This window comes from Zobellia galactanivorans (assembly GCF_000973105.1).
Taxonomy (GTDB): domain Bacteria; phylum Bacteroidota; class Bacteroidia; order Flavobacteriales; family Flavobacteriaceae; genus Zobellia; species Zobellia galactanivorans.
Map to the genome: position 1 here is coordinate 3,116,795 of NC_015844.1, position 24,731 is coordinate 3,141,525.

The following is a 24,731-nucleotide window of genomic DNA, read 5'->3' on the forward strand; positions in this document are numbered from 1 at the left end:
TTTATTCATGGCGTTATTACTGTTGGTGACAGTATCGAACGCCCAGACTCCAGACGGGGAATTAAAAAGATGGCATAAGTTATCGTTGACCTTTAACGGACCGAGCACTACCGAAACCTCGACCCCAAATCCGTTTTCCGATTATAGTTTAGAGGTAACCTTTACCCATGGTGGCAGTGGGAGGAGTTATACGGTTCCCGGATATTACGCCGCTTGTGGCGATGCGGAAAATACAGGTTGTGATTCGGGCAACAAATGGCGGGTGAATTTTGCCCCTGATGATGTAGGAAACTGGAATTGGACCGCCAGCTTTAAGTCGGGAACAAATGTGGCGATCAATGGCGGAGGGTCGAGTGGAGGCTTTATGGATGGGGCAACCGGTTCATTTAGTATTGCCGAGTCGGACAAATCTGGCAGGGATTTTAGAAGTAAGGGCCTAGGAAGGTTAAAATACGTGGGAGAACACTATTTAAAGCATATCGGAACAAATCCGACAGAACCGAACGGCCCTTGGTTTTTAAAAGTCGGTGCCGATTCACCGGAAAACCGCTTTCACTATGTTGACTTTGACGGTACTCCGGGAACGGTGGCCGGTAATGCCAAAAGTAAAACTTGGCAAGCCCATGAAAAGGACTACGTAGCTTCCGATGCAAGTGCCTATACCTGGAATGGTGGTAAGGGTAAAGGAATTTTGGGATCCGTAAATTATTTGTCGGGTCAAGGCGCCAATGTAATGTCCTTTTTAACCTGGGCGGCCGGTGGCGATGATGGTGCCGTTTTTCCCCATGTTTTAAAAGTTTCGGCCCAAGACTATGGCAGTACCGGAAAAGCGGGGCAATGGGACAAATTGCACAAAGATCGTTTTGACGTATCTAAACTCGCACAATGGGAAAAGGTAATGGAATATGCCGATAAAAAGGGGGTTTACCTACACTTTAAGACCATGGAGACCGAAAATTGCGAAAAAATGGACGGCCATACTTTTGGAAGGGAAAGAAAACTGTACTACCGTGAGTTGATCGCAAGGTTCGGACACCACTTGGCCTTGAACTGGAACCTGTCGGAAGAGAGTACGATCAAGGACGATGTGGTTAAGGCTACGGTAAACTACATTAAAGATGTGGATCCATACGACCATCATATTGTATTGCATACCTACCCAGGACAACAAGATCAAAGATACAATCCCTTGATCGGTAATAAGTCCAACTTAACAGGGGTATCGGTTCAGACCAGTAAGACCAACGTTCATAAAGACGTTCGTAGATGGGTAGAAAACTCTAAAAATGCAGGTAGAAAATGGGTAGTTGCCAATGATGAGCAAGGTAGTGCCACCGAAGGTATCAGGGTTTCCGATAAGGAAGTCCGTGAAAAGGTGCTTTGGGCTACCTTATTGGCCGGTGGTGCCGGTGTCGAATATTACAGTGGTTACACCAGTGACGACGGAGACCTTAACGGTGAAGACCACCGAAAAAGAGGGGTGAAGTACAAAGAGGGAAGCTACGCCCTTAAATTTTTTAAGAACAACCTTTTGGGGGACTTAAAAAACATGGTTTCCGACGATGGTGTTACGGCAGATGGCAATGATTATGTCTTTGCAAGAGAGGGAAAAACATACGCTATTTATAGGCCTAACGGTGGAAGTACCTCTTTGAGTTTGCCTGCAGGGAACAACAAGTACGATGTGCAATGGTTCAACCCAAGAACAGGCGACGACCTTACGGCGAAATCGACCCTAGGGTCTAATTTGGTGGCCCCTGACAATAACGACTGGGTGGCTTTGATCACAAGCAAGGATAGCGACGGCAATGTAGATGACTGCGATAATAAACTTAATGCTACATTGACCCAAGATGCGTATCTGCAAGGCAGCACTAGGTTTAATAGTGGTGAACTTAGGGTTGAGAGTGGAAACCGGATCGCCTACCTCATGTTTACGGTACCTGCAAGCACCAAAACGGTAACCAATGCCAAATTGGAACTTACCGTAGGTAGCGATGGAGGCAGTGGTTTGATAGAAGTTTATAAGGGAAGCTCAAATAGCTGGACCGAGGCCAATCTTTCCAGTGGCAACAAACCTGCCGAAGGTACAAAATTAGGGTCCTTGAATACCACCTATAGCGTGGGCTCTACCTATACTTTTAATCTGAGCGGTGTTACGCCCGGCCAGACCATTTCCTTGGTCTTAAAGCAAACGGGCGGCAACGATGTGTCTTTCTCTTCAAAGGAAGGTTCCTATTCCCCAAAACTGATTCTAGAGCTAGAGTGTGAAGATGATGGAGGGGCCATAGATAATTCCATAGCCATTCCCGGGCTTTTAGAGGCTGAAAACTTCGATACACAATCAGGGGTTGAGGTAGAGAATACTACCGATGCCAATGGAGGTGAGAATATCGGCTATATAGAAAATGGAGATTATGTCACCTATAATGTCACTATTGCCGAGGCCGGTACGTATGAAGTAAAGGCAAGGGTAGCGAGTAAAACGGCCGGTGGCAAAATCAATATAGAGGCAGATGGTGTAAAAGTAGGTGAGTTTACCGTTGGCAATACAGGCGGATGGCAAACATGGACCACACTGACGACCACGGTTGACCTGCAGGCGGGCGAGCAAAACCTTAAGCTCGATTTTGCCGGTGGTACGGGCTATTTGTTCAATGTAAACCATCTTGATTTTGATAAGCAAGATAGTGCGGCAAGTGCCCTTTTTACAGCCGAAACGACTGCGGAAGTAAAACTTGTGGCCTATCCTAACCCGGCCCAAGACTATATTACCGTTTCGGGCATTAAACCAGGGAGCCGATTGGTGGTATATGACTACTCGGGAAATAGGGTGCTTCAAACAGTGTCTCAAAGTACCGATGTATCTCTAGATATAAACCGCCTAAGAAAGGGCGTATATATCATTTCCATTCAAGGAGAGAAGAGTCTACAGTTTATTAAGGAATAAGAAGATTAAGGGCTATTCGGGTACCCTATCCCGAATGGCCCTTACATCTTTATAGGGGACAATAAGCCTTTTTGTGTATGGTAGAATATAAGAACCCATCGAAAAAAAGGCTTGTTGTTTATTTTGTTAATAGATAAAAAAATCAATGAGTTATGAAAGTTAATTTTTATATGCGCCATACTCGGCCTAAAGTGCTTTGTACTTTGTTCTTGCTGATGTCTACGGTGTACCATGGGAGTGCCCAGTTAAGGGTAGGTGACCCAGGGGTGACTTTTGATACGGGCAAGTATGACAGCCGCTATCCACAGATGAAGGAATGGCAAAAGGCAGGGGTTCGAGGCGGAATTCCCTTTCTAAAGGATGTCAAGGTCGTAAAAACCCTTACAAGTGGTGCCGATAGTGAAGCCATCAACAAGGCTATCGTCGACGCATCAAAAACGAGTGGATTGGTGGCCGTTCTTTTAAAAAACGGTACCTATTCCATTGATCAACGAGTGGTGATGAAATCGAATGTCTCTTTGATAGGAGAGAGTAGAACGGGGGTAAAGTGTATCGTAAAGATGAACAATGGCGATGCCTTTAGTTTTTATAAGGTCCAAAAAAGCGGCATATATACCTTGACAATCGAAGGTAGTTGGGGCAAACCAAAATACGACTGGAACTATAGCCTAGATGCCAACGACGAATTAAAGAACAACGATAATATATCGGTGAAGTTCAATAAGTCGGAAGATTGTTGGTTGGACAAGGTCGATATCATAAATTCTGCCAAAGACCCTGTGAGGGTTCCTGCTAACCATATTACCTTAAGGGATCTGCGGGTAGACGGTGCACACAAAAAAGCCGGAGGGGCCCAAGGATACTTTTTTATACAAGGGGCCTATAATCTCATTACGGGCTGCCAGGTTACCCATCTGAGACACATATCGCTTCAAGGGGGGAACGTAGAATACAATGTGGTGTACGACAACGATTTTAGACAAGAGGTAAGTTTCCACAGTGGCGATAAGGGGAATAACCTAATCGAGAATAACAGGATCACCTTGCCCTATGATATGCCCAACTCTAAGGCAGATACGCCCAATGCCGTCTATAATAGCAATAAGGAACCCAATTATTACGCTATTATGGGGCCTTGGTCCAGTCAGCACGATAACTCCGAAAAACCCAATTTTATATTCAAAAACCAGTGTCTAGAAGAAAACCATGGCAACAAGAGACCTTGGTCAGACCCTAATCTATTGTATAAGGGACCGAAGGAAATCAAACCGAAGGATCCCGCTACAAATTTTCCTGCACTGCCCCAAAGCCAAACCCCATCTGGAGGGACGCTCTATCCCATAGTTTTGAATGGAAATACCGGCGGGGGCAATTCTTGTGATGCTTCTAGAACCGTGTTTGCCGATACGGATGCTTACCTGCAGGGCACTACAAGATTCAATACCAATGAACTTAGGGTGGAAAAGGATAAAAGGCTTTCCTTTCTCAAATTTACCCTTCCCGCTGATCTACCTGCAATTACCGACGCTAAATTAGATTTGACGGTTTCTACCGACAATGGCAACGGACGAATAGAAATTATAAAGGGCAAGTCGAACAATTGGACGGAAGATAACCTGTCTTCCTCAAATCGGCCACAGGAAGGCCAAGTATTGGGAGTTTTGACAGATACCTATGCCAAGGGGAAAACCTACCAATGGACATTATCGGGCCTAAAGGCAGGGGAGACCATCACCCTGATCGTAAAGCAAAGCAGTGGTAACGATGTATCGTTTTGGTCTAAGGAAGGCAGCAATGCGCCCAAGCTTACCCTAAAGTCAGATTGTAATGCCGCTACGGAAAATGTAGCCCTAAGTATGGAAGCGGTAGGAAGCGATCCCATCGTTAAAGTGTATCCTAATCCTGCAAGCGACTTTATAAGCGTGTCTCATGTGAATATTGGGGAAGAGCTTATCGTGTACGATTTCCTAGGCAATATCGTGCTAAGGGAAGTTGTCAAACAAAGCGAGCCCGTTTTAGATGTTTCCCCTTTGAAAAAAGGAAACTACATCCTTTCCGTTCAAGGAAAAAACAGCTTTCAGTTTATTAAGAAGTAATACAAAGGCCGCCCTGCCGGTACATACAAGTAGGGCGGTTTATAAGGTCAAACAAAAAAAAGAAAACGATTATGGTACCAATAAAGCAAAGACGGAAGGCATATGTTTTATATGCATTTCTCATGTTGTGCGCCACTACGGCATTCGCACAGAACAATTATTATCTAAGTGCTTCGGGAAACGATTCCAATAGCGGAACATCGGAGGCTTCGCCTTGGAAAACGATAAATAAGCTGAATAGCGTAAAGAATTCCATCAAACCGGGCGATGTTATTCATTTCAATAGGGGCGATGTATTCTATGGCTCACTCGACCTAAAGGGCAAAAAGGGTTCATCGGGAAAAACAATAGTCTTGAAATCGTACGGCTCTGGTGACAAGGCCATTATTAGGGCGTCGGTAAAAATCAATAACTGGACACGTCACAGTGGAAATATCTGGAAGGCCAACTTGGCTAAGGTCGATAACGGAAGGACACCGGCCCTATTTTTAAACAATGTGGCCCAGCAGATCGGTAGGGAGCCCAATGTTGATGCGGCCAACGGTGGGTACCGAAGGATCAAATCGCACGCGGGCAACAACAAATCCATATCGGAAGGGGCTAATTTGCCCTATGCTTCAAATAGGTTTCAAGGGGGCGAAATTACCATTAGGACTACTGATGATAACGTAAAGGTAGAAACGGTAACTTCCCATAGTGGTAATACGGTCAACTTCGGGCTATCGGACCCAAGTGCCACTTTTGAAAATGCCATTGAAAACAATTTCGGATACTTTTTTCAGAACCATGTAAATACCTTGGATAAAAACGGGGAATGGGCCCACGATACCAATGCGGGCGTACTGTATTTGTACAGCAATACGAACCCGAACAGTTTAAGTGTAGAAATCCCTTCTGGGGAAAGTGCCCTAAGCCTTAACAATACTGACTATGTAAAAGTTCAGGATTTAAGATTGGAAGGCGGCTTGAAATATACCTTGGCCATTAGTGGGGCATCGAACATGACCCTTACCAATTGTCATATTTATAACGGAAACGAGTACTTGTCCCTAGGATACACCCTAACCAATATCACCGCTACCAATAACACTTTTGAACAAAGTAATAACATAGCCATCCGATGGGAGGGGCTAAGCGGACTCACTTTTGCCAATAATAAGATTATAAATATTGGTATGCGCTCCGGTATGGGCGCGCGTAGTTTTATTGGCTATACGGGGGCAAGGTTCGTTAGTAGATCGGGGTCTTCCGCCAATGTAATAGAAAAGAATACCTTAAAAAATATAGGCTACCATGCCATGCTTTTTTCCGGGGGTAATTTAAAGATACGCTACAACGATATTAGCAACTATTGCTATACGAAAGATGATGGGGGCGGAATATATTCCGTAGGAAACAGAAATTCGAATAACAGTGTGTACGGGAACATCGTTCATGACAGTCCTGGTGCCATTAGGGGCATTCCTGAAGGAAGGGGCGTAAAAACGGCCGGTATTTATATCGATAACGACTCACAAAACCAATTGATATATGAAAATACAGTGTATAACATCGTCGGTTGGGGATTGATGGCCAACTTGTCAAGTAAAAGCACCATTAGGGACAATACCGTCTATAATTGCGAATTCGGACTCGTATTATCTACCTATAACAATAGCTTTGGGGCCGGAGGAAGTACGGCAAAGGCAACGGACAATACCGTGGTGGACAATATATTTTTCTCTAAGAAACCAAGCCAGGTTTCCGCACGTTACACCAACCAAATTACCGATGCCGGCTTTAATACCTTCTTGGGCGATATCAATAGCAATTACTACTGTATGCCCTATAACGGAAGCAAGCAAATAAGCGTAACATTGGCCAGAAAAACCGATGAGTACACCTTGGACGAATTCAGGACGAAATACCCCAATTATGAAAATAAAGGTAAAAGCGCCCCTGTTAAGTTCGGTGCCTCGGTCGACCCGAATACCTTTATAAAGTTTGTGGTAAACAACACAGGTACGGCCAAAGCCGTAAACTTGGGGTCGGAAAACTATGTGGACGCGAAGCATAAAAACTATTCGGGAAGTGTTACCGTACCGGCGTATTCCAGTATCGTATTGCTCAAGGGAAGCGGAAATGACGGTTCGACCGAAGAACCCCAACTCATAGAAAACGGAACGTATACCATAGGATCGGTTACGTCTAACCAAAGACTATTGTCCCGGGCCTTGGAAAATTACAATGCCAGAATGGTAAACCCTGGGGACTATACCGATCAAAAATGGGTTTTTAACCATTTAGGGAACAACGTCTACACTATAAAGAACAAGGCCAATGGCCGTTTCTTGGAAGTACCTTATGCAAAGTGCCAAAACAGTGTGCAGGTATCAACCTATACCAGTGCGGCACAAGACCACCAAAAATGGAAAGTGGTCGAAAATGGCAATGCGATTTACGGCCTTAAGCCGAACCATTGTTTAGAGCAAGGTTTGGATAGGAATAACGGCACCTTGGACACGAATGTCATTACCTATTCTTACGGGGCGGACAATGGTAACCAAAAGTGGAAAATTCTACCGATAGCGGCCAGTCTTAATGTAGATGAAGTGGCTATCAAAGCCTATCCTAACCCTTCGACCGAATTTATCAAGGTGGCAGGCATAAAAGTAGGCGATAGGCTTAAGATCAGAAATATGAGCGGTGTAGTCATAAAAGAGATACACGTAAAATCTTTGGAAGAGACCATTCCTTTAGATGATATTAAATCGGGAGTGTATATTATTTCCGTTTCCGACAAGGAAAGTATACAATTCCTAAAACAATAATCCTCCATTTCATGTGTTTTGAGCTGTCTAGACCTTAGGGTTTAGGCAGCTTTTTTTTGCCCACGCATAATCACGGATAAGGCAACTGGCCCTTTGCAACCGTTGTGGCCGTCCTGTTTTTATTCGAGTTCTTCACATTCGAAATTCTGCTTTTGTAACAGTTCTATGACCTTCTGCTCCGAACAATGGTCACTCTCTATCCGTAAGATATTATCACAGTCCTCAAGGTCAAAATTCCAATGGCTTTTCGGCAGTAAATGATTTAAGTGGGGCCTTAAAATTTTGATTTGGCTCTTGGTCCGTACGCTTGTTTTAAAGACGTGTATCATAGGTCGTAATGTTTCGGTCTAGGCTTCGTTGAAAGCCTGCCTTTCTTTAGGTATTTTGAAAAGGGAAGGCTCAGGTTCAAAAAAAGCTTGGCATTAGAGTTTGCTTAAGATGCTTCTATCGATATAAAAGGTGCCGAAAGGAATGAAGCAGGCCAATAGCACCTTCCAAGTAGTTGTTGCGAATTTCCAATTTTGCTCGACCCCTACACTTAAGGCGTTAAATAGGAAAAGTAGAAAAAGGGCCCCATGGATCGGGCCGAGTGTTTTGGTCAATTCCGGATAGTCAAAGTAATACTTCAAGGGTACCGAAATAAATACAAGTACCAATAGGGAAATGCCCTCTAGAAAGCCTATGATACGGAGCCGGCCAATATTTGTTTTCAATAGATTCTTCATAATTATCTGAAATAAGGTCTGTTGGCAAACGGTGAAAAGGGCCAGGGAATGGCTATAAAAATGATGGTCAGGGCCACCGAAAACCAAAGCAGTTGGGTTTTGAATTTTTCTCGGTCGGAAGGCTTTCGCTTTGCCAGGGCCGAACCAATGGTAAGAAAAACAATGGCCAAGAGCATGAGTGCCATATGTATGATTCCGAAAAAGGTGGTGTCGATATGTTTTAGGGCTTCATTGGTATTGCCCCAAAAATAGCTAACGATCGGACTCTGGGTGTATAATAGAATGCCGACGAGAAGTTGGATATGGGCCAGGGTGGCGGTCCAATGCCTGACGCGGTTGTCGTGCTTTGAAAAATCCAAATTTTGAAAGTAACCTCGGTACGCCCGGTAAATGGAGTACAAAAGGCTTAGTAATACGAGCCAACGTACAACCGAATGGCCAAAAGTAAGTGCTTGATACATCAGTAAGGTATTGAATGCTGATGCAAAGATATAAAAACATACTAGTTAGTATGTTTTGAAAATGATATTTATTTTAGCTGGTTTAGATACCGTTTAAGTTCTTTTAAATAAGCGTGATAGCAATCGGTATCGTTGTAGGCCTTACCGAAATTTCGAATGCCCCAATAGCTCGACATCACAAAATAGGCCACTTGTTTGGGGTTGACGTCACTGCGTACCGCTCCGTTTTCGATTTCCTTTTGAATGGCCTTTTCTATGGTAGTCTGCCACTCTAGGATCAATTCGTTCAGGGCTTTGGAAAACGCCTCGTTCCAAGGTGTCATTTCTTGGGCCAGGTTGCTCGCGGGGCATCCGTATTCAAGCTTTAGGAAAGGGGTTTCGAACAGCAGGGATTCCGTCATTCCATATATTGCCTCGAGGGGACTTGAAGCATTTTGTAAGGGAACGATAAAGGCGTCTTGCATGGTCGGTTTGACAATTTCATTGATAATGGCGATTCCCATTTCGTCCTTTGTCTTGAAATGGTAGTAAAAAGCCCCTTTGGTGACTTCCGTAGTTGCTATGATCTCATCAATGCTCGTCGTTTGGTAGCCCTTCCTGTAGATTAGGTCAAATGCTTTTTCGAGAATGGTATGTCGGGTATTCGATGCCTTTGTCATAAAAGATACTAATTAGTATGCTGCGCAAAGTAATCAAAAAAATATTGGGAGGGGAAGTCGGTATAATTCCTGTGGCCTGTTTTTAGTTTGGGTTTCTCTTTGAGGAAGGTGTTGGGGGCGAGTTGAATTGGACCCTGTGTTTTGACTCGTTTCCTTCTTTTCTTCCTTCGGATTTGTTTAAGAAAGACAAAGTCTTGACCCTTCGCCGGAAGTTTTTGGTGGACGGCATGGAAAAATAATAAGGGGGGTGGTGGTAAGTTATAGATAAAATATAACGTATTTTACCACGGATAAGATGTGGGTTTGTTAATACGCTTTATGTTCCCAACCTTACACACCGAGTCGTACAATAATTTATTAGTATCCATTCAAGCTGTTGATCAAAACTAAACCAAATAGAATTGCCATATTACTTGATTCGGCCCGAAGGTATGATCGTGACGTATTAAAGGGAATCATTGATTTTAGTCGGCAAATGGGGCATTGGTCGACCTATCACTTACCACCTGACTATATTCATGGCCATGATATGGACAAGATTATCGAGAATATTATCAAGTGGTCTCCCGACGGTGTAATTACGCGGACATTTACGGGTTGGGAACAGTTTAAGGCTTTGGGGGTTCCTCTGATACTTTCTCCCTATAAAAAGATTATTGAGAATGAAATCAGCTTTCATAGTGATGACCGTGAAATTGGTAGAATGGCGGCGGACTATTTTATGGCATTGGGTTTTGAGAATTTTGCCTTTATAGGGAATAGTGATTACCATTGGTCTGATGAAAGGCAAAAGGCCTTTAAAAAAGAAGTGAAAAGCAGGGGGCTATTTTATAAAAAGGCACCTGAGTTTATCAAAAAAAAGAGTTGGTACGAGATTCCCGAGCTTTTGGCCGAATGGCTCTCCGTACAGCCCAAGCCCTTGGCTTTGTTCGCCGCCTGTGATGAATTCAGCAGTCTTGCCAATAGGGCCATTGAAATTTCAGGGTATCACTGTCCTTCACAGATTGCATTGCTAGGTTGCGATAACGATGTGCATATTTGCGAGTTGGCCGAGCCACAGATTTCTAGTATTGGAATGAATGCTATAGGGGCGGGTTTCGAGGTAGCTAAAACAATGCACGGTCTAATTCGTGGGGAACAATTGGGTTCAGGTAACATTGTAACCCTTCCCGAAGGTGTTGTTACCCGAAAGTCTACCGATATCGTAGCCGTAAAGGATATTGAACTTCAGAAGGCGGTACGCTTCATTATAGAGAATGCGCCTATAAAAAATATTAGGGTTTCCGATGTTGTTAAAATAACAAGCCTCTCTCGAAGGTTGTTGGAAATGCGGTTCAAAAAGGAACTAGGACTTTCCGTTCTTCATGTAATCAAGAAATACAGGATATCACATTTTAAAAAATTATTGAACGACAAAAGTATCAGGGTCAAAGATATTTATGCCGTAATGGATTTTTCCAATCAAGAAAGTGTTTCTCGTTACTTTAAGAATGAGACCGGTATGACTCCCTCTGAATATCGTGAAAAATTCAAAAAGTAAAATTCGCATTTTGTCATTTTATATGCGTTTTTTATCAATTACTCCTTCAGTTTATACCTTTCCTTTACCACGTTTTATAAGTGGTTCTCTTTCAATCTATTCTCTTAGTGACTATTAGTCGTTCTCAACAACGAACACTACAAGGGCGTATTCTGCGAAACTTCCAACTTATAATACTCAGATTGCCATTTTCATGAAATAGCAGAAATGTATAACTCCAACTTTAACTAAACCGTCAAATTATGAAACAAAAACTGTTCTTATATCTATTCATCATAGCTCCTATGTGCCTCTTGGCACAGGGCGGAGTATCGGGCTCGATTACCTCTGCGGAGGATGGAGCGCCCTTGCCTGGTGCAAATATCCTGGAAAAGGGAACATCAAACGGGACCCAAGCCGATTTTGACGGTAACTTCTCTATTGAGGTAAGTGGTTCAGATGCCGTACTGGTAATTTCTTATATCGGTTTTACCAGTCAAGAAATAGCAGTTGGGGTACAGACCCATTTTAATATTGCTCTTGAAGAAAGTGCCTCGGCGCTTGATGAAGTCGTACTTGTGGGCTATGGTACGCAGAAAAAGGCCAATGTAACCGGTGCCGTTTCTACCATCAAGGTCGATCGGCTTGCGAATATGTCACTTGGGGCCATTGACCAAAAGTTGGGCGCACAAGTAGCTGGTGTTCAGGTAAGGCAAATTTCCGGTGCCCCGGGTAGTGGCGCCGTTGTTAATATAAGGGGGGCGGGGTCCATAGGTGCAGGTGACGACCCCTTGTATATTGTAGATGGTTTTCCATTGGTTGCGGGAAGTGATAAAAGCTTTAATCCGTTGAATACCATTAACCCTGATGATATCGAAAGTCTTACGGTATTAAAGGATGCCTCTTCAACCGCTATTTACGGTTCTAGGGGGGCTAACGGTGTTGTGTTGATTACGACCAAGAGCGCGAAAAACGGAAAATCGTCCATAGAGTTTACGGCCTATGGAGGCCTGCAACAGGTTTCCCAGAAATTCTTTCCCCAAATGATGAACGCAACGGAGTTCGCACAATTTCAACTCGAGAAAGCCCAAGATTTTTGGGTAGATGAAGGCAACGACCTAAGCACTTTCGATATCAACACCTTAGATCCGATCTACCGCAATCCGGCAAGTAACGGGGAAGGGGTGAACTGGTTGAAGGAAATCACACGTGTGGCTCCTATGCAAAACTACAACCTGACCATTACCAACGGTACGAAAAAAGTAAGATCGGTGATATCGGCAAGTTACTTCAATCAAGAAGGAACTATTCTAGGTACCGATTTTGAACGATTTAGTTTTAGGTCGAACCTCGAGACCGATTTAACCGATAAAATAAAGGTGGGTTTGAATATTGTTCCCACTTTAACCAAGCAGAACAGCCGACCTACGGAAGGGCACAATGGTAATTCACTTATTACCCAAGCCTTTATAACACCGCCCTTCGGGCCAATTTATAACCCTGATGGCAGTTACAACCCCAATATTCAGGTGGGAGGCCCGTTCAGTGATAGGGTAGGCGGTACTTTTCAATTTGCCAATCCGGTAAATCGACTCAAAAACCTTGTGGATGAAACCAAGGGGGTATCCTTGTTGATCAATGCTTATGTGGATGCGGAAATTTTCGAAGGACTGAGGTTTAAAACAACCTTTAATGTAAGTCACAATAACTCCAACAGAGATCAGTACTTTCCTTCGGCTGTCGGAAATTATAGAGACCCGGCACCCTCAATTCCTAGGGGACAATTTCAAAAGAACACCTTGAACAATTTTCTTAATGAGAATACATTAAGCTATACAAAGTCCTTCAATAAACACAATATAGAGCTATTGGCCGGCTTCAGTAGCCAACAGGAACGATTTGAAAGGTCAACGATATTGGCAAGCAATTATCCGCTCAACGATGATATTATTACGCCCAATGCGGCGGCTACCGTAGAGAGTTCGGAGCTTGTTGATAAATGGACCTTGGTATCTTATTTTGGAAGGCTCAATTATAATTTTGACGGAAGATACTTGATAGGTGCTACCATTCGTAGGGACGGTTCTTCGAGATTTGGCGAGAACAATCGTTGGGGGCTGTTTCCATCCGCTTCTTTGGGTTGGAGGGTTTCCGAAGAATCTTTCTTTCCCGAAGACGGTTTTGTGTCAGGCTTGAAGCTTAGGGCGAGTTACGGGTTAACGGGTAACAACTCAATAGGCAACTACACCGCCATTTCTTCCGTTATAACCGACGACTATGTGTTTGGAGGCGTTTTGGCCCCAGGGAAACGACAGTCAAGTTTGGCCAATGTAGATCTGGGCTGGGAAAGCTCCAAACAGTTCAATGCGGGAATAGACCTAGAGCTCTTGAAAGGACGATTTTTTATAAGTCCGGAAATCTACGTAATCGATACCGAAGATATGCTTCAGGGTATTGATATTCCTGCCAGCTCGGGCTTCTCCAGTATCCAGGAAAATATCGGAAAGGTAAGGAACAAAGGTTTGGAACTTACCCTTACGGGACGGATCTTAACCGGTAAATTACGGTGGAATTCAGATTTCAATATTTCGTTCAATAAGAATGAAGTGCTCGACTTGGGCAATAAATCTGAAATTATCATAGGGTGGCCCCATAAGACGATTACCAAGACAGGGCAGCCTCTAGGCTTGTTCTATGCCTATAACTTTTTAGGGCTCTATGAAAACCAGGCCCAACTCGATGAGGCCAGTGCGCCCAATAGCACCATTGGTACGCCAAGGTTTGAAGATGTCAATGGTGACGGTGCCATCAATTCTTCCGATTTCACCGTTGTGGGTAGTCCGCACGCGGACTATAATTGGGCCATGACCAATACGTTCAACTACGGTGATTTTGATTTCTCATTTCAATTGGCAGGGTCACAAGGTGGTGAAGTAATTGATGTTTACAGAAGACATACCCAATTGTCCGTCGGATTTTGGAATTTGGAAAAAGACGTCGCCACTCGGTACAGGCCTTCAAATGCTTCCTTCGAAACCAATTATGGTAGGGTAACGAGTCCTTACGATTTTACCAATCAAGATATCAGCTCGCTCTTTGTGCAAGATGCTTCGTATGTGTCTATTAGGAATATTACATTGGGGTATACGCTCAATACGGAATACCTAAAGAATTTTAGACTCTACTTCAGTGCACAAAATCCCTTTGTATTTACCAAATACAAGAACGGTCATCCTGAAACCGCAGGATTTGGGGAGACTAGCTCTTTGCAACAAGGAATCAATTATGGTGGATATCCATTGCCACAAATCTTTACCATCGGGTTAAATTTTAAACTATAAATTCTGTAATCATGAAAAAATGTAATTATATATATATGCTCTTAACTTGTTTCTTGTTAGGGTGTAGCGAAGATTTCTTGGATGTGGCGCCCGAAACCTCATTAGGCTCAACTTCTTTCTTTAAAAATGAGGGACAGTTCGTAGCCGCATTGAACGGAACTTATGTGCCCCTTAGGGATTTGTACAAAGGCGGAAATTTTTGGTTGTTGGCCGAACAGCGTTCAGACAATACCTCTTATGAAAATTTGGATGGCTCGGGTGTTTCTAAATTTGAGATCGACGAGTTTCGGGTTACCGAATTAAACACTTTTCCCCCAACAATTTTTAGAATGTCTTACGATGGTATAGGGCGAGCGAACTTATTGCTTTCGAATATAGCCACGACCGAGGTGTTGAACGATTATATAAAAAACCAATTGGAAGGTCAGGCCTATTTTCTCCGGGCCCTGTATTACTTTCATTTGGTTAGGGTTTTTGGTGACATACCGCTGGTTTTAGAACCCGTAAACAATACGGAGCAAGCCTTCGCTACAGCGGAAAGGGTCGGTGTCTCCGAGGTTTATTCGGTAATTGTTGACGATGCTACCAAGGCGGCGGCCTTACTTCCCGATTCCTATACCGGCAATGACATTGGGCGTGCTACAAAAGGTGCGGCCTTGACCCTTTTAGGTGAGGTGCAGATGACCTTGAAGAACTTTGAGGCAGCAATAACCGCCTTAAATGGCGTTACGGGCTATACGCTTTTACCCGACTATGGGGAACTTTGGAATGCTGCCAATAAAAACAGTGCTGAATCTATTTTTGAAGTTCAATATTCCGTAGGCTTGGGATCTGAAGATTTTGCCAGTGGTTTTATGTACCGTTTTGTACCCCAGCATTCGGGAGCGGGTGAAGAAATCATTGGGTTTGCCGCAGGAAACGGTTCCGATTCCGGTCACAATACCCCCACCAATGATATGATCGGGGCCTACGAGGCCGAAGACCTTAGAAAGGATGCTTCTATCGGATTCTGGAATAACCCGCAAACGGGAATGGATATACCCTATGTGAAAAAGTTCAATAACCCCGGGCCGTTTCGGTTCTGGATGGATGACAATATGCCGATCTACAGATATGCCGATGTCCTTCTGATGTTATCGGAAGCACTAAACGAACAGGGCTATGTGGCCGATGGAGAAGCGTTCGACCTATTGAACCGGGTCAGGCAAAGAGCAGGTTTGGCTGATTTGACATCTGCGGAATTAACCGATCAAGATAGTTTTAGGGAAGCTGTAGCCCAAGAAAGAAGGGTCGAGCTTGCATTTGAAAACCACAGATGGTTCGACCTTTTAAGAACGGATAAGGCGGAAGAAACTATGACGGCACATGGCGTGGAGGAAAAAGCGCTGAAAAGTTATGTTCCTACCAATGCCTATCAAAATATATCCTTGTTGTACCCCTATCCGAACCGGGAAACACTTTTGCTCGATGCCGATAATTAAAGGTCTTGTTTATAAAATAAAGAAAGAATGTTTCCTTTTTGGTTACTTTAAAGAAATAATTGAGGTATCGCTTTTGCATACTTGAAAAACCATAAGAATGAAAAAACCAGCTAGAACCCTAATTTTATCGTCATTGTTAATTTTGTTTTTATCGACGGTCAGTGCCCAAAAGGGATATCAAGACCCTATGGATATAAGGGTTTCCGAATCAAAAATGGCTACGGTAGAAGTGATTACGAATGCGGGTAAGAAAAGTTATCACCTGAACAATACCGGAACCGTTGATGTTTCAAGGGCCCTGCAAGCTATTTTCGATGAGATTTCGGCAATAAAGGATGTGTCAGCTACCTTTTCGTTCATACCAGGGGTCTATTATTTAAACGGCCCGGTAAAACTGAAAATCGCAAGTGTTAAGATGATCGGGCACGGTCATGGGGGAATAGATATTCATGGCGCCAATATTGAAAGCGGTAGTATTTTTAGGTTTGGAAAAGACACGGGCCCCAACTGTATTACATTTGATTATGCCGGAAGGAGCAAGGCTTTTCCTTCCGGCGAAACCCCATGGGATAATCGCAATTTAAAGGTTGAAATTGAAAACCTCACCTTTGTTGGTTACAACAACACCGGGGTAAATACGGCTGATGGCTATAGCCGCTTCAGGGGTGATGAGCCGAATTTTAGAGGGCTACATTGGTACCCGTCAAAAGACCGGTACAAGGATGTCGAGGCAGAGGGGCAGCGGGCCATTGTCTTGCCAAGTCCGCCCAAGGGCAAGGGACATGCCAAGTGCGAGCTATTGAGGGTGACCGGCTGTTATTTTACAGATCTATATGTCGGGCTTGATGTAGCAGGGAGCGATGTGACCTATATCGATAAAAATTGGTTCGGACAGTTGACCTATGCCATAAGGCTTCATAAAAACGGGCAAGGAATGATGGTCGGGGATAATCTGTTTGCCGACCTTGAGACGGCAATGGTATTGGGAAACCCTAGCTTTTCTTCCTTCCATAACAATACTTTTGCCTATGTAAGCAAGTGTTTCGAAATCGATAATATTGAAAACTCTACCATAGTCGGTAACACCTTGTACAATTGGAAGATATCGACCGGTGCCGCCGCTTATGGGGCTTTTTGTCATATAAAAAAATCCAGTAACCTGGCCATAACGGGAAACACCATTTCCCAATACCTTGATAGCCGAAAACGGACCAAGACTATTGATGAAAAGAACAATGGTCTTTCGTTTATACAATTTGATAACGCAGATCAACTGCTCTTTTCGAACAATGTAGTGCATACTATTTTGACCCAGACCGTAGTACGGCTTAACGATTCGAAAAATTGCGTAATTACCGATAATATCATTACCCATGGTAAAGGAGGGAATGCCGTAGCCCAGACCGGTACTAGTAGTAATAACTATTATAGGCCCATCGATCCTAAAAATTCGGAACGCTTCGATGAATATAAATATTGATAGATAAAACAATTAGGGGTATGATGGCTAAGCTTGTTGGTATACGTCTACCTGCTTCCTTTAAAAATAGATGCCGGTGATGGTTCAAAAGCCATCTTGGCAGCTTAGTTGAGTTAGTTAGTTCGCGAAACACGGGTTTCTATTCGTGTTTTTTATTCGCTAAGAATCGATTCGGTTCCTTGCGTGGATCGAATGGCGATTCCATAGTTTTTAAAAATTAAAATATGCTTAAAGAAACGGTAGTCTTAGCGGCCGACGTTGGGGGGTCTCATATTACCTTGGCGCTTGTCGTAAAAGGTCATGTCATGGATTCTGTAACTATTAAGGCTGAGCCTATAAAGGGGATGAGGGCCTATCTGCCTTTGATGGAACAAATGGCGAAACAGCTCGTGGAGAACAATTCGTTGAGCTTTCTTGATCTTGCCGGTTTTGGTATGGCGCTCCCGATGTTGGTTGATTCAAAAAAGAATACGGTACTGTCTTGTGCCAATAATAAATATGAAGATGCTGTCGAAATTGATTTTGAACAATGGGCGAGGGAAAAATTCGGCTTGCAAATTAGACTGGAAGTTGATGGAAACCTTGGCTGTATGGGAGAGTGGAACTATGGTGCCGGAAAGGGAGTGCAAGACTTGGTCTATGTGATTTTAGGAACTGGTTACGGAAGTTCGGTCGTGCTCGGTGGCCAACCGCTAAGGGGGCGAAATTTTACCGCTGGAATTTTAGCGGGTCATATGGTGGTCAACCCTATGGGAAGCAAATGCATTTGCCCGGGAAATGGTTGTGTCGAAAGCGAAACCGGTACATGGGCACTGCCAGGAATCGCTAGAAAAACCGAGGGATTCCATACCAGTCTATTGGCGAAAAGGGAAAAAATAGATTATGCGGCATTGTTTGAAGACCACGCCTTAAACGATAGTGTCGCCACTAAAATTTTAGAGCGGAGCATCATGTATTGGGGGGCCTCTTTGGTAAACCTTATCTACGCCTACAATCCCCAAAAAATTATCATGGCCGGTTCGGTCATAAAGGCAGGTGATTACATCATTCCGAGATTGGACGCCTATATTAAAAAACAATTATGGACGATTGGGGAGTATCCTGAAATATGCAAGGCCCAACATTTTGATACGGCAGCATTGTTAGGGTGTTATTCCTTGGTCACTACCTCTGATGAATATGAATGAAACTATACTCCAGCCTAGAATGCGGAAATATCTTGTAAAATGCACTTTGGTCGCTGCCTTGGGCGGATTGTTGTTCGGTTTTGATACCGCTGTAATATCGGGTACCGAACAGTCGCTCAGGGTATTGTTCGATGGAGAGTACCAAAAGCTCAGCCAAGTATTTGGTACCGTAAATTTTTGGCACGGATTGGCCATAGCCTCGGCCTTAATAGGGACCATTGTCGGGGCGATGCGCTTCGGGAAATTGGCAGATACCTACGGACGGCGGAAACTGCTGATGATCATCGGGGTTTTATATTTTATCTCGGCTATCGGTAGTGCGCTGGCCTATGACTTGTCTTCCTTTGTTCTTTTTAGGTTCGTCGGGGGTGTTGGTGTCGGAGGGGCATCGGTCATCTCACCCATGTACATTGCGGAAATATCACCGGCAAAGTTTCGGGGGCGCTTGGTGGCCATAACCCAATTCAATATCGTTTTGGGCATTCTATTGGCCTTTGTTTCCAATTATCTTATTGCCGGATTTGAACTAGGGGCGGTTACCTGGCGCTGGATGTTCGGCGTAGAGGCTCTTCCGGCCCTTTTGTTCTTTTTGTTTTTGTTCACCATACCTCGCAGTCCGAGGTGGTTGTTGGTAAAAGGATATGTAGACGAGGCCAAAAAAGTATTGTCGCAAGTAGGAACCGATTCCGGTAGTATTGAAGATGAAGTGGCCGAAATTCAAAATACTTTAAAAACCGACGAGCGGAACAAAGGGGAAACGATTTTTAAACGAAGGTATTATAAACCGCTTTTCTTGGCCATATCAATAGCGGCCTTTAACCAACTGTCGGGAATCAATGCGGTAATGTATTTCGCGCCAAGGATTTTCGGAATGTCCGGTTTTGGCGAAAGTGCCGCCCTTTTGGGGTCCGTTGGGGTAGGCCTGGTCAATTTGGCGGTGACTATGTTTGCCATTTCCATTATTGACCGCTTTGGCCGTAAAAAACTAATGTTGTTCGGGTCTATAGGATATTTGGTCAGTCTTGGGCTCATCGCTTTTACATTCTATAGCTATGATTCTGAATTTCGATTGGTCCATGAGCTGCAACAGGGCCTGCGCGATGGTTCCGATTTGGCGTCGGCCATGACATCGGCCGCTACGGGTGGCAGTATTATTATGTGGAGCTTGTTCCTGTTTGTCGCGGCACATGCTTTCGGACAGGGAACGGTTATTTGGGTGTTCATAAGTGAAATATTTCCGAACAAGGTGAGGGGCAAGGGAGTTTCGTTGGCGAGTTCCACCTTGTGGATTATGGCCGCCTTGATTTCGTGGACCTTTCCCATGTTCGCCGAAGAATCGGGTGGAAAGATATTTACATTCTATTGGGTGTCAATGCTATTGCAATTGCTTTGGGTAGTGTTTGTAATGCCTGAAACAAAAGGCATAAGTTTAGAGGATATGGAGAAAAAACTGAATTTAAATGATGAAAAGTAATTTTAATAAGACTCCTTTCGTACCTATAACAGGAAACCAAAACTGCTATGTCGGTTGGAAGCAAATAGGCACTGAAATAAAATCGGTACTTGATAATGTCCCCCGAAATAAAAAGGTATTGGCGGTGGAGTGCTATCATGGTGTAGATGAGCTGGAAATATTGAACGGTCTCGAGAAACATCTCGGTCCCGTAAGGATCATAAGATCTTCCGAAGCCTTTAAAACCGAAGCGGAAATCTCAAAAATGGTATTTGCCGATGTTACCGATGACCGCATATTCGGGAGAATTACGGAACTCGGGCTAAATAGTTACTTCGATAGGGGTAAGACCGAAAATTTAAGGAGGGCCATTGATCGAATTTCCAATGGAACGGTCTTGGTGATAGGTATTGGGGCTTCCTTGTTGGTAGAAAACCATGATGGCCTCGTCTACGCAGATATGGCCCGTTGGGAGATTCAAACCCGTATGAGGCGAAAAGAGGTCGATAATATCGGCTTGGCCAATCGTGAAACGGATTTTATGCGCTTGTACAAGCAAGGATATTTTGTCGATTGGCGTATCTGTGATTCCCTTAAAGCCGATCTATTCGGTAAAATCGATTTCGTATTGGATACCCATACCAAGAACCAGCCTAAAATGGTTTCCGGGGAAACCATGATCGAAGGAATGGAAGCCGCCCTTAAGAGGCCCTTTAGTGTCGTGCCTTTCTTTGATCCCGGTCCCTGGGGAGGTCAGTGGATGAAGAAAGTGTTTGATTTGGATAAGGACAAACCTAATTATGCTTGGTGTTTCAATTGTGTTCCCGAAGAAAACAGCCTATTGCTGAAAATAAACGATACCCTCATAGAAATGCCTTCCATCAACCTTGTGCTCTATGCACCTGAAAAGGTCTTGGGGAAGAAGGTCTATGAACGTTTTGGCCCAGAGTTTCCCATTCGGTTTGACCTTTTAGATACCATGCAAGGTGGTAACCTAAGCTTTCAGGTACACCCTTCAACTTCTTATATCAAGGAGCATTTTAATATGGACTATACCCAAGACGAGAGCTATTATATGCTCGATGTGGGCGAGAACGCCCTTATTTATTTAGGGGTGAAAGAAGGGGTTGCTCCCCAAGAACTTATCGGTGACCTTAAAAGGGCCCAAGAAGAAAACCAAACCTTCGATGCAGAAAAATATGTGGCTACCTTTCCGGTAAAAAAGCACGACCATATTTCCATTCCGGCCGGAACGGTACATTGTTCCGGAAAAAACTCCATGGTGTTGGAAATCAGTGCTACACCGTATATTTTCACTTTTAAATTATGGGATTGGGGCCGTTTGGGAATGGATGGAAAGCCAAGACCGATAAACCTGGCTCATGGTGAGAAAAATATTGAATGGAACCGAACAACCCAATGGGTAAAGGGAAATTTAATAGATCAAGTGGAACCGATGGAAGAAGGGGAAGGGTGGCGCGAAGAACGAACAGGCTTACACAAATCACAGTTTATAGAAACTAGGAGACATTGGTTCTCTTCTAAAGTGAAGCATAGTACCGGAGGAACGGTAAATGTACTGAGTTTGGTTGAAGGTCGGGAAGTCTTAGTGGAGAGTCCTGATCATTTATTTGAACCATTTGCGGTACACTATGCGGAAACCTTTATTGTGCCGGCCTCAGTGGAAGAATATACGATACGGCCGTATGGCGAAAGCGAAGGTTTAGAGGTCGCCACGCTTAAGGCATATGTAAGAAGTCGATAATGGAAAAACTAGACCCTGGCTTTGGTATTGTACCCCATTTTGAACCTTTAGGGTTTGAATATGGCAAGAACTGTTTCGGACCTAAGGTAGAGCACCGTTCGTTGAACAGTATACGCCCTAGTCTGAGGGATCCCAAGTGCCACGGTCCTGAAATTGTTTATGCCATTGCCATGGACGTCGGAAAGAATGAACACCGGGAATTATTGCAAAATAGACACTTATTGTACGGGGCCGTAATCTATGCCGCGGGTAACTTGGGTGATGAGCCTATAAGAAGCCAAGGGCATATACATCAACAATCGACCTTTGCCCAAGGGTGGTCTACTCCGGAAGTTTATGAAATCTGGTCGGGCAAGGCGGTTATCTATATGCAGGAAACGGCAAATGATAATCCCGGAAGGTGTTATGCCGTACACGCCATGGCAGGGGAGGTCGTAATCGTTCCCCCTGGCTGGGCGCATGCCACTATCAGTGCCGACCCTAATGAGGCCTTGTCCTTTGGTGCTTGGTGCGACCGCGATTATGGTTTTGAATATGACCAAGTACGGGAGCATCAGGGCTTGGCATGGTACCCCATATTGAAGTCGGGTAAGTTGGATTGGCAGTATAATACCCGTTATAAAAGGCAAAAACTGATGGAGAAATCACCTGAAAAATATGCAGACTTCGGCCTGATACAAAATACTCCTATCTACACCCAGTTTGAAAACTGTCCAAAAACATTCGATTTTGTGTCCAGACCAGATAAGGTAAAGGGACTTTGGAACCATTTTTTGCCCTGACATCGCTTGGTAATAGTTTGGGAGAATACCGATAATAAGATTAGAAGCAAATAAATATGAATTATTCCAATTTGATTTTGGCCCTGGCGGTATCGTTTGTAACTTTTATTGTCCGATCACAAGACCGAAAAGTTCCTAATATAGTAGTCATTTTTATCGATGATATGGGGTATGGCGATATAACACCTTTTGGTTCGACTACGAACTATACGCCAAACCTTGTGAAAATGGCCAAGGAAGGAATGAAACTTACAAGCTTTTACGTGGCTTCGCCCGTTTGTACTCCTTCGCGGGCCTCTTTGATGACCGGGTGTTATCCTCAGCGTGTTGGTCTAAACTGGGGCTCTGATCATATTGTGCTCTTCCCTGGTGACCCGCATGGCTTGAACCCCAAAGAGATTACGATTGCCGAGTTGCTCAAAACAAAGAATTATGTCACCGGATGCTTTGGGAAATGGCATTTGGGCGACCAACCGGGGTTTTTGCCCTTGGACCAAGGTTTCGATGAATTCTACGGAATACCTTATTCTAGTGATATGTGGATAGGGAACAAGAATTGGAAATTTCCTGATCTACCCGTAATGAGGGGAAATACGATCGAATACCTAGTTGAGGATATGGCAGGACAGGCCAAACTTTGTAGCCGATTTACCGAAGAGGCCATTAGCTTCATAAAGAGAAATAAGGAAAAGCCATTCTTTTGTTACATACCCCAAGCATTTGTGCATGCTCCGCGAATGGCTAGCCCCGAATTTATGGCGAATGCTAAAACTGCCGAGGAAGGACAGATAGAAGAAATAGATTGGAATGTTGGCCAAATTTTAGAAACACTGAAAGATTTGAAGTTGGATAAAAGTACCTTAGTGCTTTTTACCAGTGACAACGGACCGGCTGGAGGCCTTTCTGCAGGCCCTTTAAGGGGAAGGAAGGCTTCGGTTTACGAAGGGGGGCATAGGGTGCCTACCATTGCTTGGTGGCCGGGCCGTATACCTTCTGAAAGTGAATGCGATGAATTAACGGGTACCATCGACCTGTTGCCCACGTTTGCAGGGCTGGCGAAAATAGACCTGCCCAATGACCGGGTTATTGATGGAAAAGATATATGGCCTCTTCTCGCAGGAAGGGTAGGTGCAAAAACACCCCATGACCGGTTCTTTTATCAACAAAAGGGAAATTTGTCGGCAGTCAGGTCGGGTGACTGGAAGTTGTTGACGAATGGGGAATTGTATAATCTAAAGGAAGATTTGGCGGAGTCGTTAGATGTTGCGGATGAAAATCCGGAGGTGGTTAAAAAACTGCAAAGGATGTTAAGGGACTTTGATATTGAAATAAGCTCAAATAAGCGTGAGGTCGGTATTGTAGAGGGGTCACGCACTTTGGTGCCAAGGCCTGGTGTGGTAGGAGAAGATGCATATCTGCCCACATTGGTTCTAATGAAAAGGGATAAAGGGCAATAACATAAAATAGCCCAAACACCTCCAATTTCTTAAAACTAATGATAATAAACCTTTTTTCTGAATAGCTTATTTAGCTATTTTTGGGCCTTTGAAAAGAGAATGACGCGTCTGGCCCCACTTTTTTTGACACTGCTCTACCTTGTTGCCATGGTGCGACCGGTCTTTCCTATCCTTGAATTTGTTGTCAATCAAGATTATATCGCCGAATTCCTTTGTATCAACACCGATAAACCCGAATTGGAGTGTAACGGAAAGTGTTACCTAATGCAGATGATCAAGGCGCAGGAAAGCGAAAAGCAGGAAAACCTGCCGCAGATCAATCTAAGTGAATATCCTATCGGTTTTGTGAATATTGTAGTTGTTCCCTTAAAGACGATTTTTAAAGACCGTTCCGTGACACCTTTGTTTCGAGCGGATAATTACTGTTATCTGTATAGTTTCTCCGATTTTCATCCCCCCACCTTCACCGTCTAAAAATAGCTTTTGAAACTAATCTTGGCATTTGCGATTTCCATCGCGAATAGGCCTTTGTATGTTCTTTAAGAGCATATGGCCGTGCCGAACT

17 protein-coding genes are annotated in these 24,731 nt (G+C 44.0%); 13 read left to right on the forward strand and 4 right to left on the reverse strand.

Features of this window, described 5'->3' with window-relative positions:
• The first annotated feature begins 7 nt into the window (after positions 1-7).
• The 3 genes from ZOBGAL_RS22700 (at position 8) to ZOBGAL_RS22705 (ending at position 7,856) form a co-directional block, all read left to right on the forward strand.
• Positions 8-2,950 carry a carbohydrate-binding protein gene (locus tag ZOBGAL_RS22700; RefSeq protein WP_158499728.1) on the forward strand — a complete coding sequence of 981 codons (2,943 nt, stop codon included), beginning with the start codon at positions 8-10 and terminating at the stop codon, positions 2,948-2,950.
• A 152-nt stretch (positions 2,951-3,102) separates the two neighbouring features.
• Entirely contained in the window at positions 3,103-5,046 is a 1,944-nt protein-coding gene (locus tag ZOBGAL_RS12615) for a CBM96 family carbohydrate-binding protein (RefSeq protein WP_013994010.1), read from the forward strand.
• A 71-nt stretch (positions 5,047-5,117) separates the two neighbouring features.
• Positions 5,118-7,856 (forward strand): right-handed parallel beta-helix repeat-containing protein, encoded by a 2,739-nt coding sequence (locus ZOBGAL_RS22705; protein WP_013994011.1) that lies wholly within the window; start codon positions 5,118-5,120, stop codon positions 7,854-7,856.
• Between the two features lie 119 nt (positions 7,857-7,975).
• On the opposite strand, the gene ZOBGAL_RS23065 is transcribed toward ZOBGAL_RS22705, so the two are convergent.
• From ZOBGAL_RS23065 to ZOBGAL_RS12635, 4 genes are all read right to left on the reverse strand, one after another.
• Positions 7,976-8,185 carry a hypothetical protein gene (locus ZOBGAL_RS23065; protein WP_013994012.1) on the reverse strand — a complete coding sequence of 70 codons (210 nt, stop codon included), beginning with the start codon at positions 8,183-8,185 and terminating at the stop codon, positions 7,976-7,978.
• Positions 8,186-8,278: 93 nt separating this feature from the next.
• Positions 8,279-8,581, reverse strand: a complete 303-nt coding sequence (locus ZOBGAL_RS12625) for a DUF3817 domain-containing protein (protein WP_046287482.1) — start codon at positions 8,579-8,581, stop codon at positions 8,279-8,281.
• Between the two features lie 2 nt (positions 8,582-8,583).
• Positions 8,584-9,042 carry a hypothetical protein gene (locus ZOBGAL_RS12630; protein WP_013994014.1) on the reverse strand — a complete coding sequence of 153 codons (459 nt, stop codon included), beginning with the start codon at positions 9,040-9,042 and terminating at the stop codon, positions 8,584-8,586.
• A 68-nt stretch (positions 9,043-9,110) separates the two neighbouring features.
• The gene (locus tag ZOBGAL_RS12635; protein WP_013994015.1) at positions 9,111-9,701 is read right to left on the reverse strand and encodes a TetR/AcrR family transcriptional regulator; all 591 of its coding nucleotides are present in this window, start codon (positions 9,699-9,701) and stop codon (positions 9,111-9,113) included.
• A 376-nt stretch (positions 9,702-10,077) separates the two neighbouring features.
• Here ZOBGAL_RS12635 and ZOBGAL_RS12640 point away from each other — a divergent pair, with 376 nt between their 5' ends.
• The 10 genes from ZOBGAL_RS12640 (at position 10,078) to ZOBGAL_RS12685 (ending at position 24,640) form a co-directional block, all read left to right on the forward strand.
• On the forward strand, positions 10,078-11,241 hold the full coding sequence (locus tag ZOBGAL_RS12640; protein WP_013994017.1) for a DNA-binding transcriptional regulator: 1,164 nt from the start codon (positions 10,078-10,080) through the stop codon (positions 11,239-11,241).
• 242 nt (positions 11,242-11,483) lie between these two features.
• Entirely contained in the window at positions 11,484-14,561 is a 3,078-nt protein-coding gene (locus ZOBGAL_RS12645) for a SusC/RagA family TonB-linked outer membrane protein (RefSeq protein WP_013994018.1), read from the forward strand.
• Between the two features lie 11 nt (positions 14,562-14,572).
• Positions 14,573-16,042 carry a RagB/SusD family nutrient uptake outer membrane protein gene (locus ZOBGAL_RS12650; protein ID WP_013994019.1) on the forward strand — a complete coding sequence of 490 codons (1,470 nt, stop codon included), beginning with the start codon at positions 14,573-14,575 and terminating at the stop codon, positions 16,040-16,042.
• 97 nt (positions 16,043-16,139) lie between these two features.
• The gene (locus ZOBGAL_RS12655; RefSeq protein ID WP_013994020.1) at positions 16,140-17,522 is read left to right on the forward strand and encodes a right-handed parallel beta-helix repeat-containing protein; all 1,383 of its coding nucleotides are present in this window, start codon (positions 16,140-16,142) and stop codon (positions 17,520-17,522) included.
• 224 nt (positions 17,523-17,746) lie between these two features.
• The gene (locus ZOBGAL_RS12660; RefSeq protein WP_013994021.1) at positions 17,747-18,709 is read left to right on the forward strand and encodes an ROK family protein; all 963 of its coding nucleotides are present in this window, start codon (positions 17,747-17,749) and stop codon (positions 18,707-18,709) included.
• A gap of 19 nt (positions 18,710-18,728) precedes the next feature.
• Entirely contained in the window at positions 18,729-20,183 is a 1,455-nt protein-coding gene (locus ZOBGAL_RS12665; protein ID WP_046287915.1) for a sugar porter family MFS transporter, read from the forward strand.
• On the forward strand, positions 20,170-21,927 hold the full coding sequence (locus ZOBGAL_RS12670; protein WP_013994023.1) for a class I mannose-6-phosphate isomerase: 1,758 nt from the start codon (positions 20,170-20,172) through the stop codon (positions 21,925-21,927). The genes ZOBGAL_RS12665 and ZOBGAL_RS12670 overlap by 14 nt, the downstream gene beginning before the upstream one ends.
• A complete protein-coding gene (locus tag ZOBGAL_RS12675; RefSeq protein ID WP_013994024.1) occupies positions 21,927-22,709 on the forward strand; it encodes a glucose-6-phosphate isomerase family protein in 783 nt (260 codons plus the stop codon). The genes ZOBGAL_RS12670 and ZOBGAL_RS12675 overlap by 1 nt, the downstream gene beginning before the upstream one ends.
• Positions 22,710-22,765: 56 nt before the next feature.
• Positions 22,766-24,166, forward strand: a complete 1,401-nt coding sequence (locus ZOBGAL_RS12680) for a sulfatase family protein (protein ID WP_013994025.1) — start codon at positions 22,766-22,768, stop codon at positions 24,164-24,166.
• Positions 24,167-24,265: 99 nt separating this feature from the next.
• Positions 24,266-24,640 carry a hypothetical protein gene (locus ZOBGAL_RS12685; protein ID WP_052725547.1) on the forward strand — a complete coding sequence of 125 codons (375 nt, stop codon included), beginning with the start codon at positions 24,266-24,268 and terminating at the stop codon, positions 24,638-24,640.
• The last annotated feature ends 91 nt before the right edge of the window (positions 24,641-24,731 follow it).

Coding starts and splice junctions, on each gene's coding strand:
- ZOBGAL_RS22705 (WP_013994011.1), top strand. CDS start 5,118: ATGGTACCAATAAAGCAAAGACGGAAGGCATATGTTTTATATGCATTT.
- ZOBGAL_RS12655 (WP_013994020.1), top strand. CDS start 16,140: ATGAAAAAACCAGCTAGAACCCTAATTTTATCGTCATTGTTAATTTTG.
- ZOBGAL_RS12645 (WP_013994018.1), top strand. CDS start 11,484: ATGAAACAAAAACTGTTCTTATATCTATTCATCATAGCTCCTATGTGC.
- ZOBGAL_RS12650 (WP_013994019.1), top strand. CDS start 14,573: ATGAAAAAATGTAATTATATATATATGCTCTTAACTTGTTTCTTGTTA.
- ZOBGAL_RS12630 (WP_013994014.1), bottom strand. CDS start 9,042: ATGTATCAAGCACTTACTTTTGGCCATTCGGTTGTACGTTGGCTCGTA.
- ZOBGAL_RS12660 (WP_013994021.1), top strand. CDS start 17,747: ATGCTTAAAGAAACGGTAGTCTTAGCGGCCGACGTTGGGGGGTCTCAT.
- ZOBGAL_RS12615 (WP_013994010.1), top strand. CDS start 3,103: ATGAAAGTTAATTTTTATATGCGCCATACTCGGCCTAAAGTGCTTTGT.
- ZOBGAL_RS12665 (WP_046287915.1), top strand. CDS start 18,729: ATGCGGAAATATCTTGTAAAATGCACTTTGGTCGCTGCCTTGGGCGGA.
- ZOBGAL_RS23065 (WP_013994012.1), bottom strand. CDS start 8,185: ATGATACACGTCTTTAAAACAAGCGTACGGACCAAGAGCCAAATCAAA.
- ZOBGAL_RS12680 (WP_013994025.1), top strand. CDS start 22,766: ATGAATTATTCCAATTTGATTTTGGCCCTGGCGGTATCGTTTGTAACT.
- ZOBGAL_RS12670 (WP_013994023.1), top strand. CDS start 20,170: ATGATGAAAAGTAATTTTAATAAGACTCCTTTCGTACCTATAACAGGA.
- ZOBGAL_RS12635 (WP_013994015.1), bottom strand. CDS start 9,701: ATGACAAAGGCATCGAATACCCGACATACCATTCTCGAAAAAGCATTT.
- ZOBGAL_RS12685 (WP_052725547.1), top strand. CDS start 24,266: ATGACGCGTCTGGCCCCACTTTTTTTGACACTGCTCTACCTTGTTGCC.
- ZOBGAL_RS22700 (WP_158499728.1), top strand. CDS start 8: ATGGCGTTATTACTGTTGGTGACAGTATCGAACGCCCAGACTCCAGAC.
- ZOBGAL_RS12675 (WP_013994024.1), top strand. CDS start 21,927: ATGGAAAAACTAGACCCTGGCTTTGGTATTGTACCCCATTTTGAACCT.
- ZOBGAL_RS12625 (WP_046287482.1), bottom strand. CDS start 8,581: ATGAAGAATCTATTGAAAACAAATATTGGCCGGCTCCGTATCATAGGC.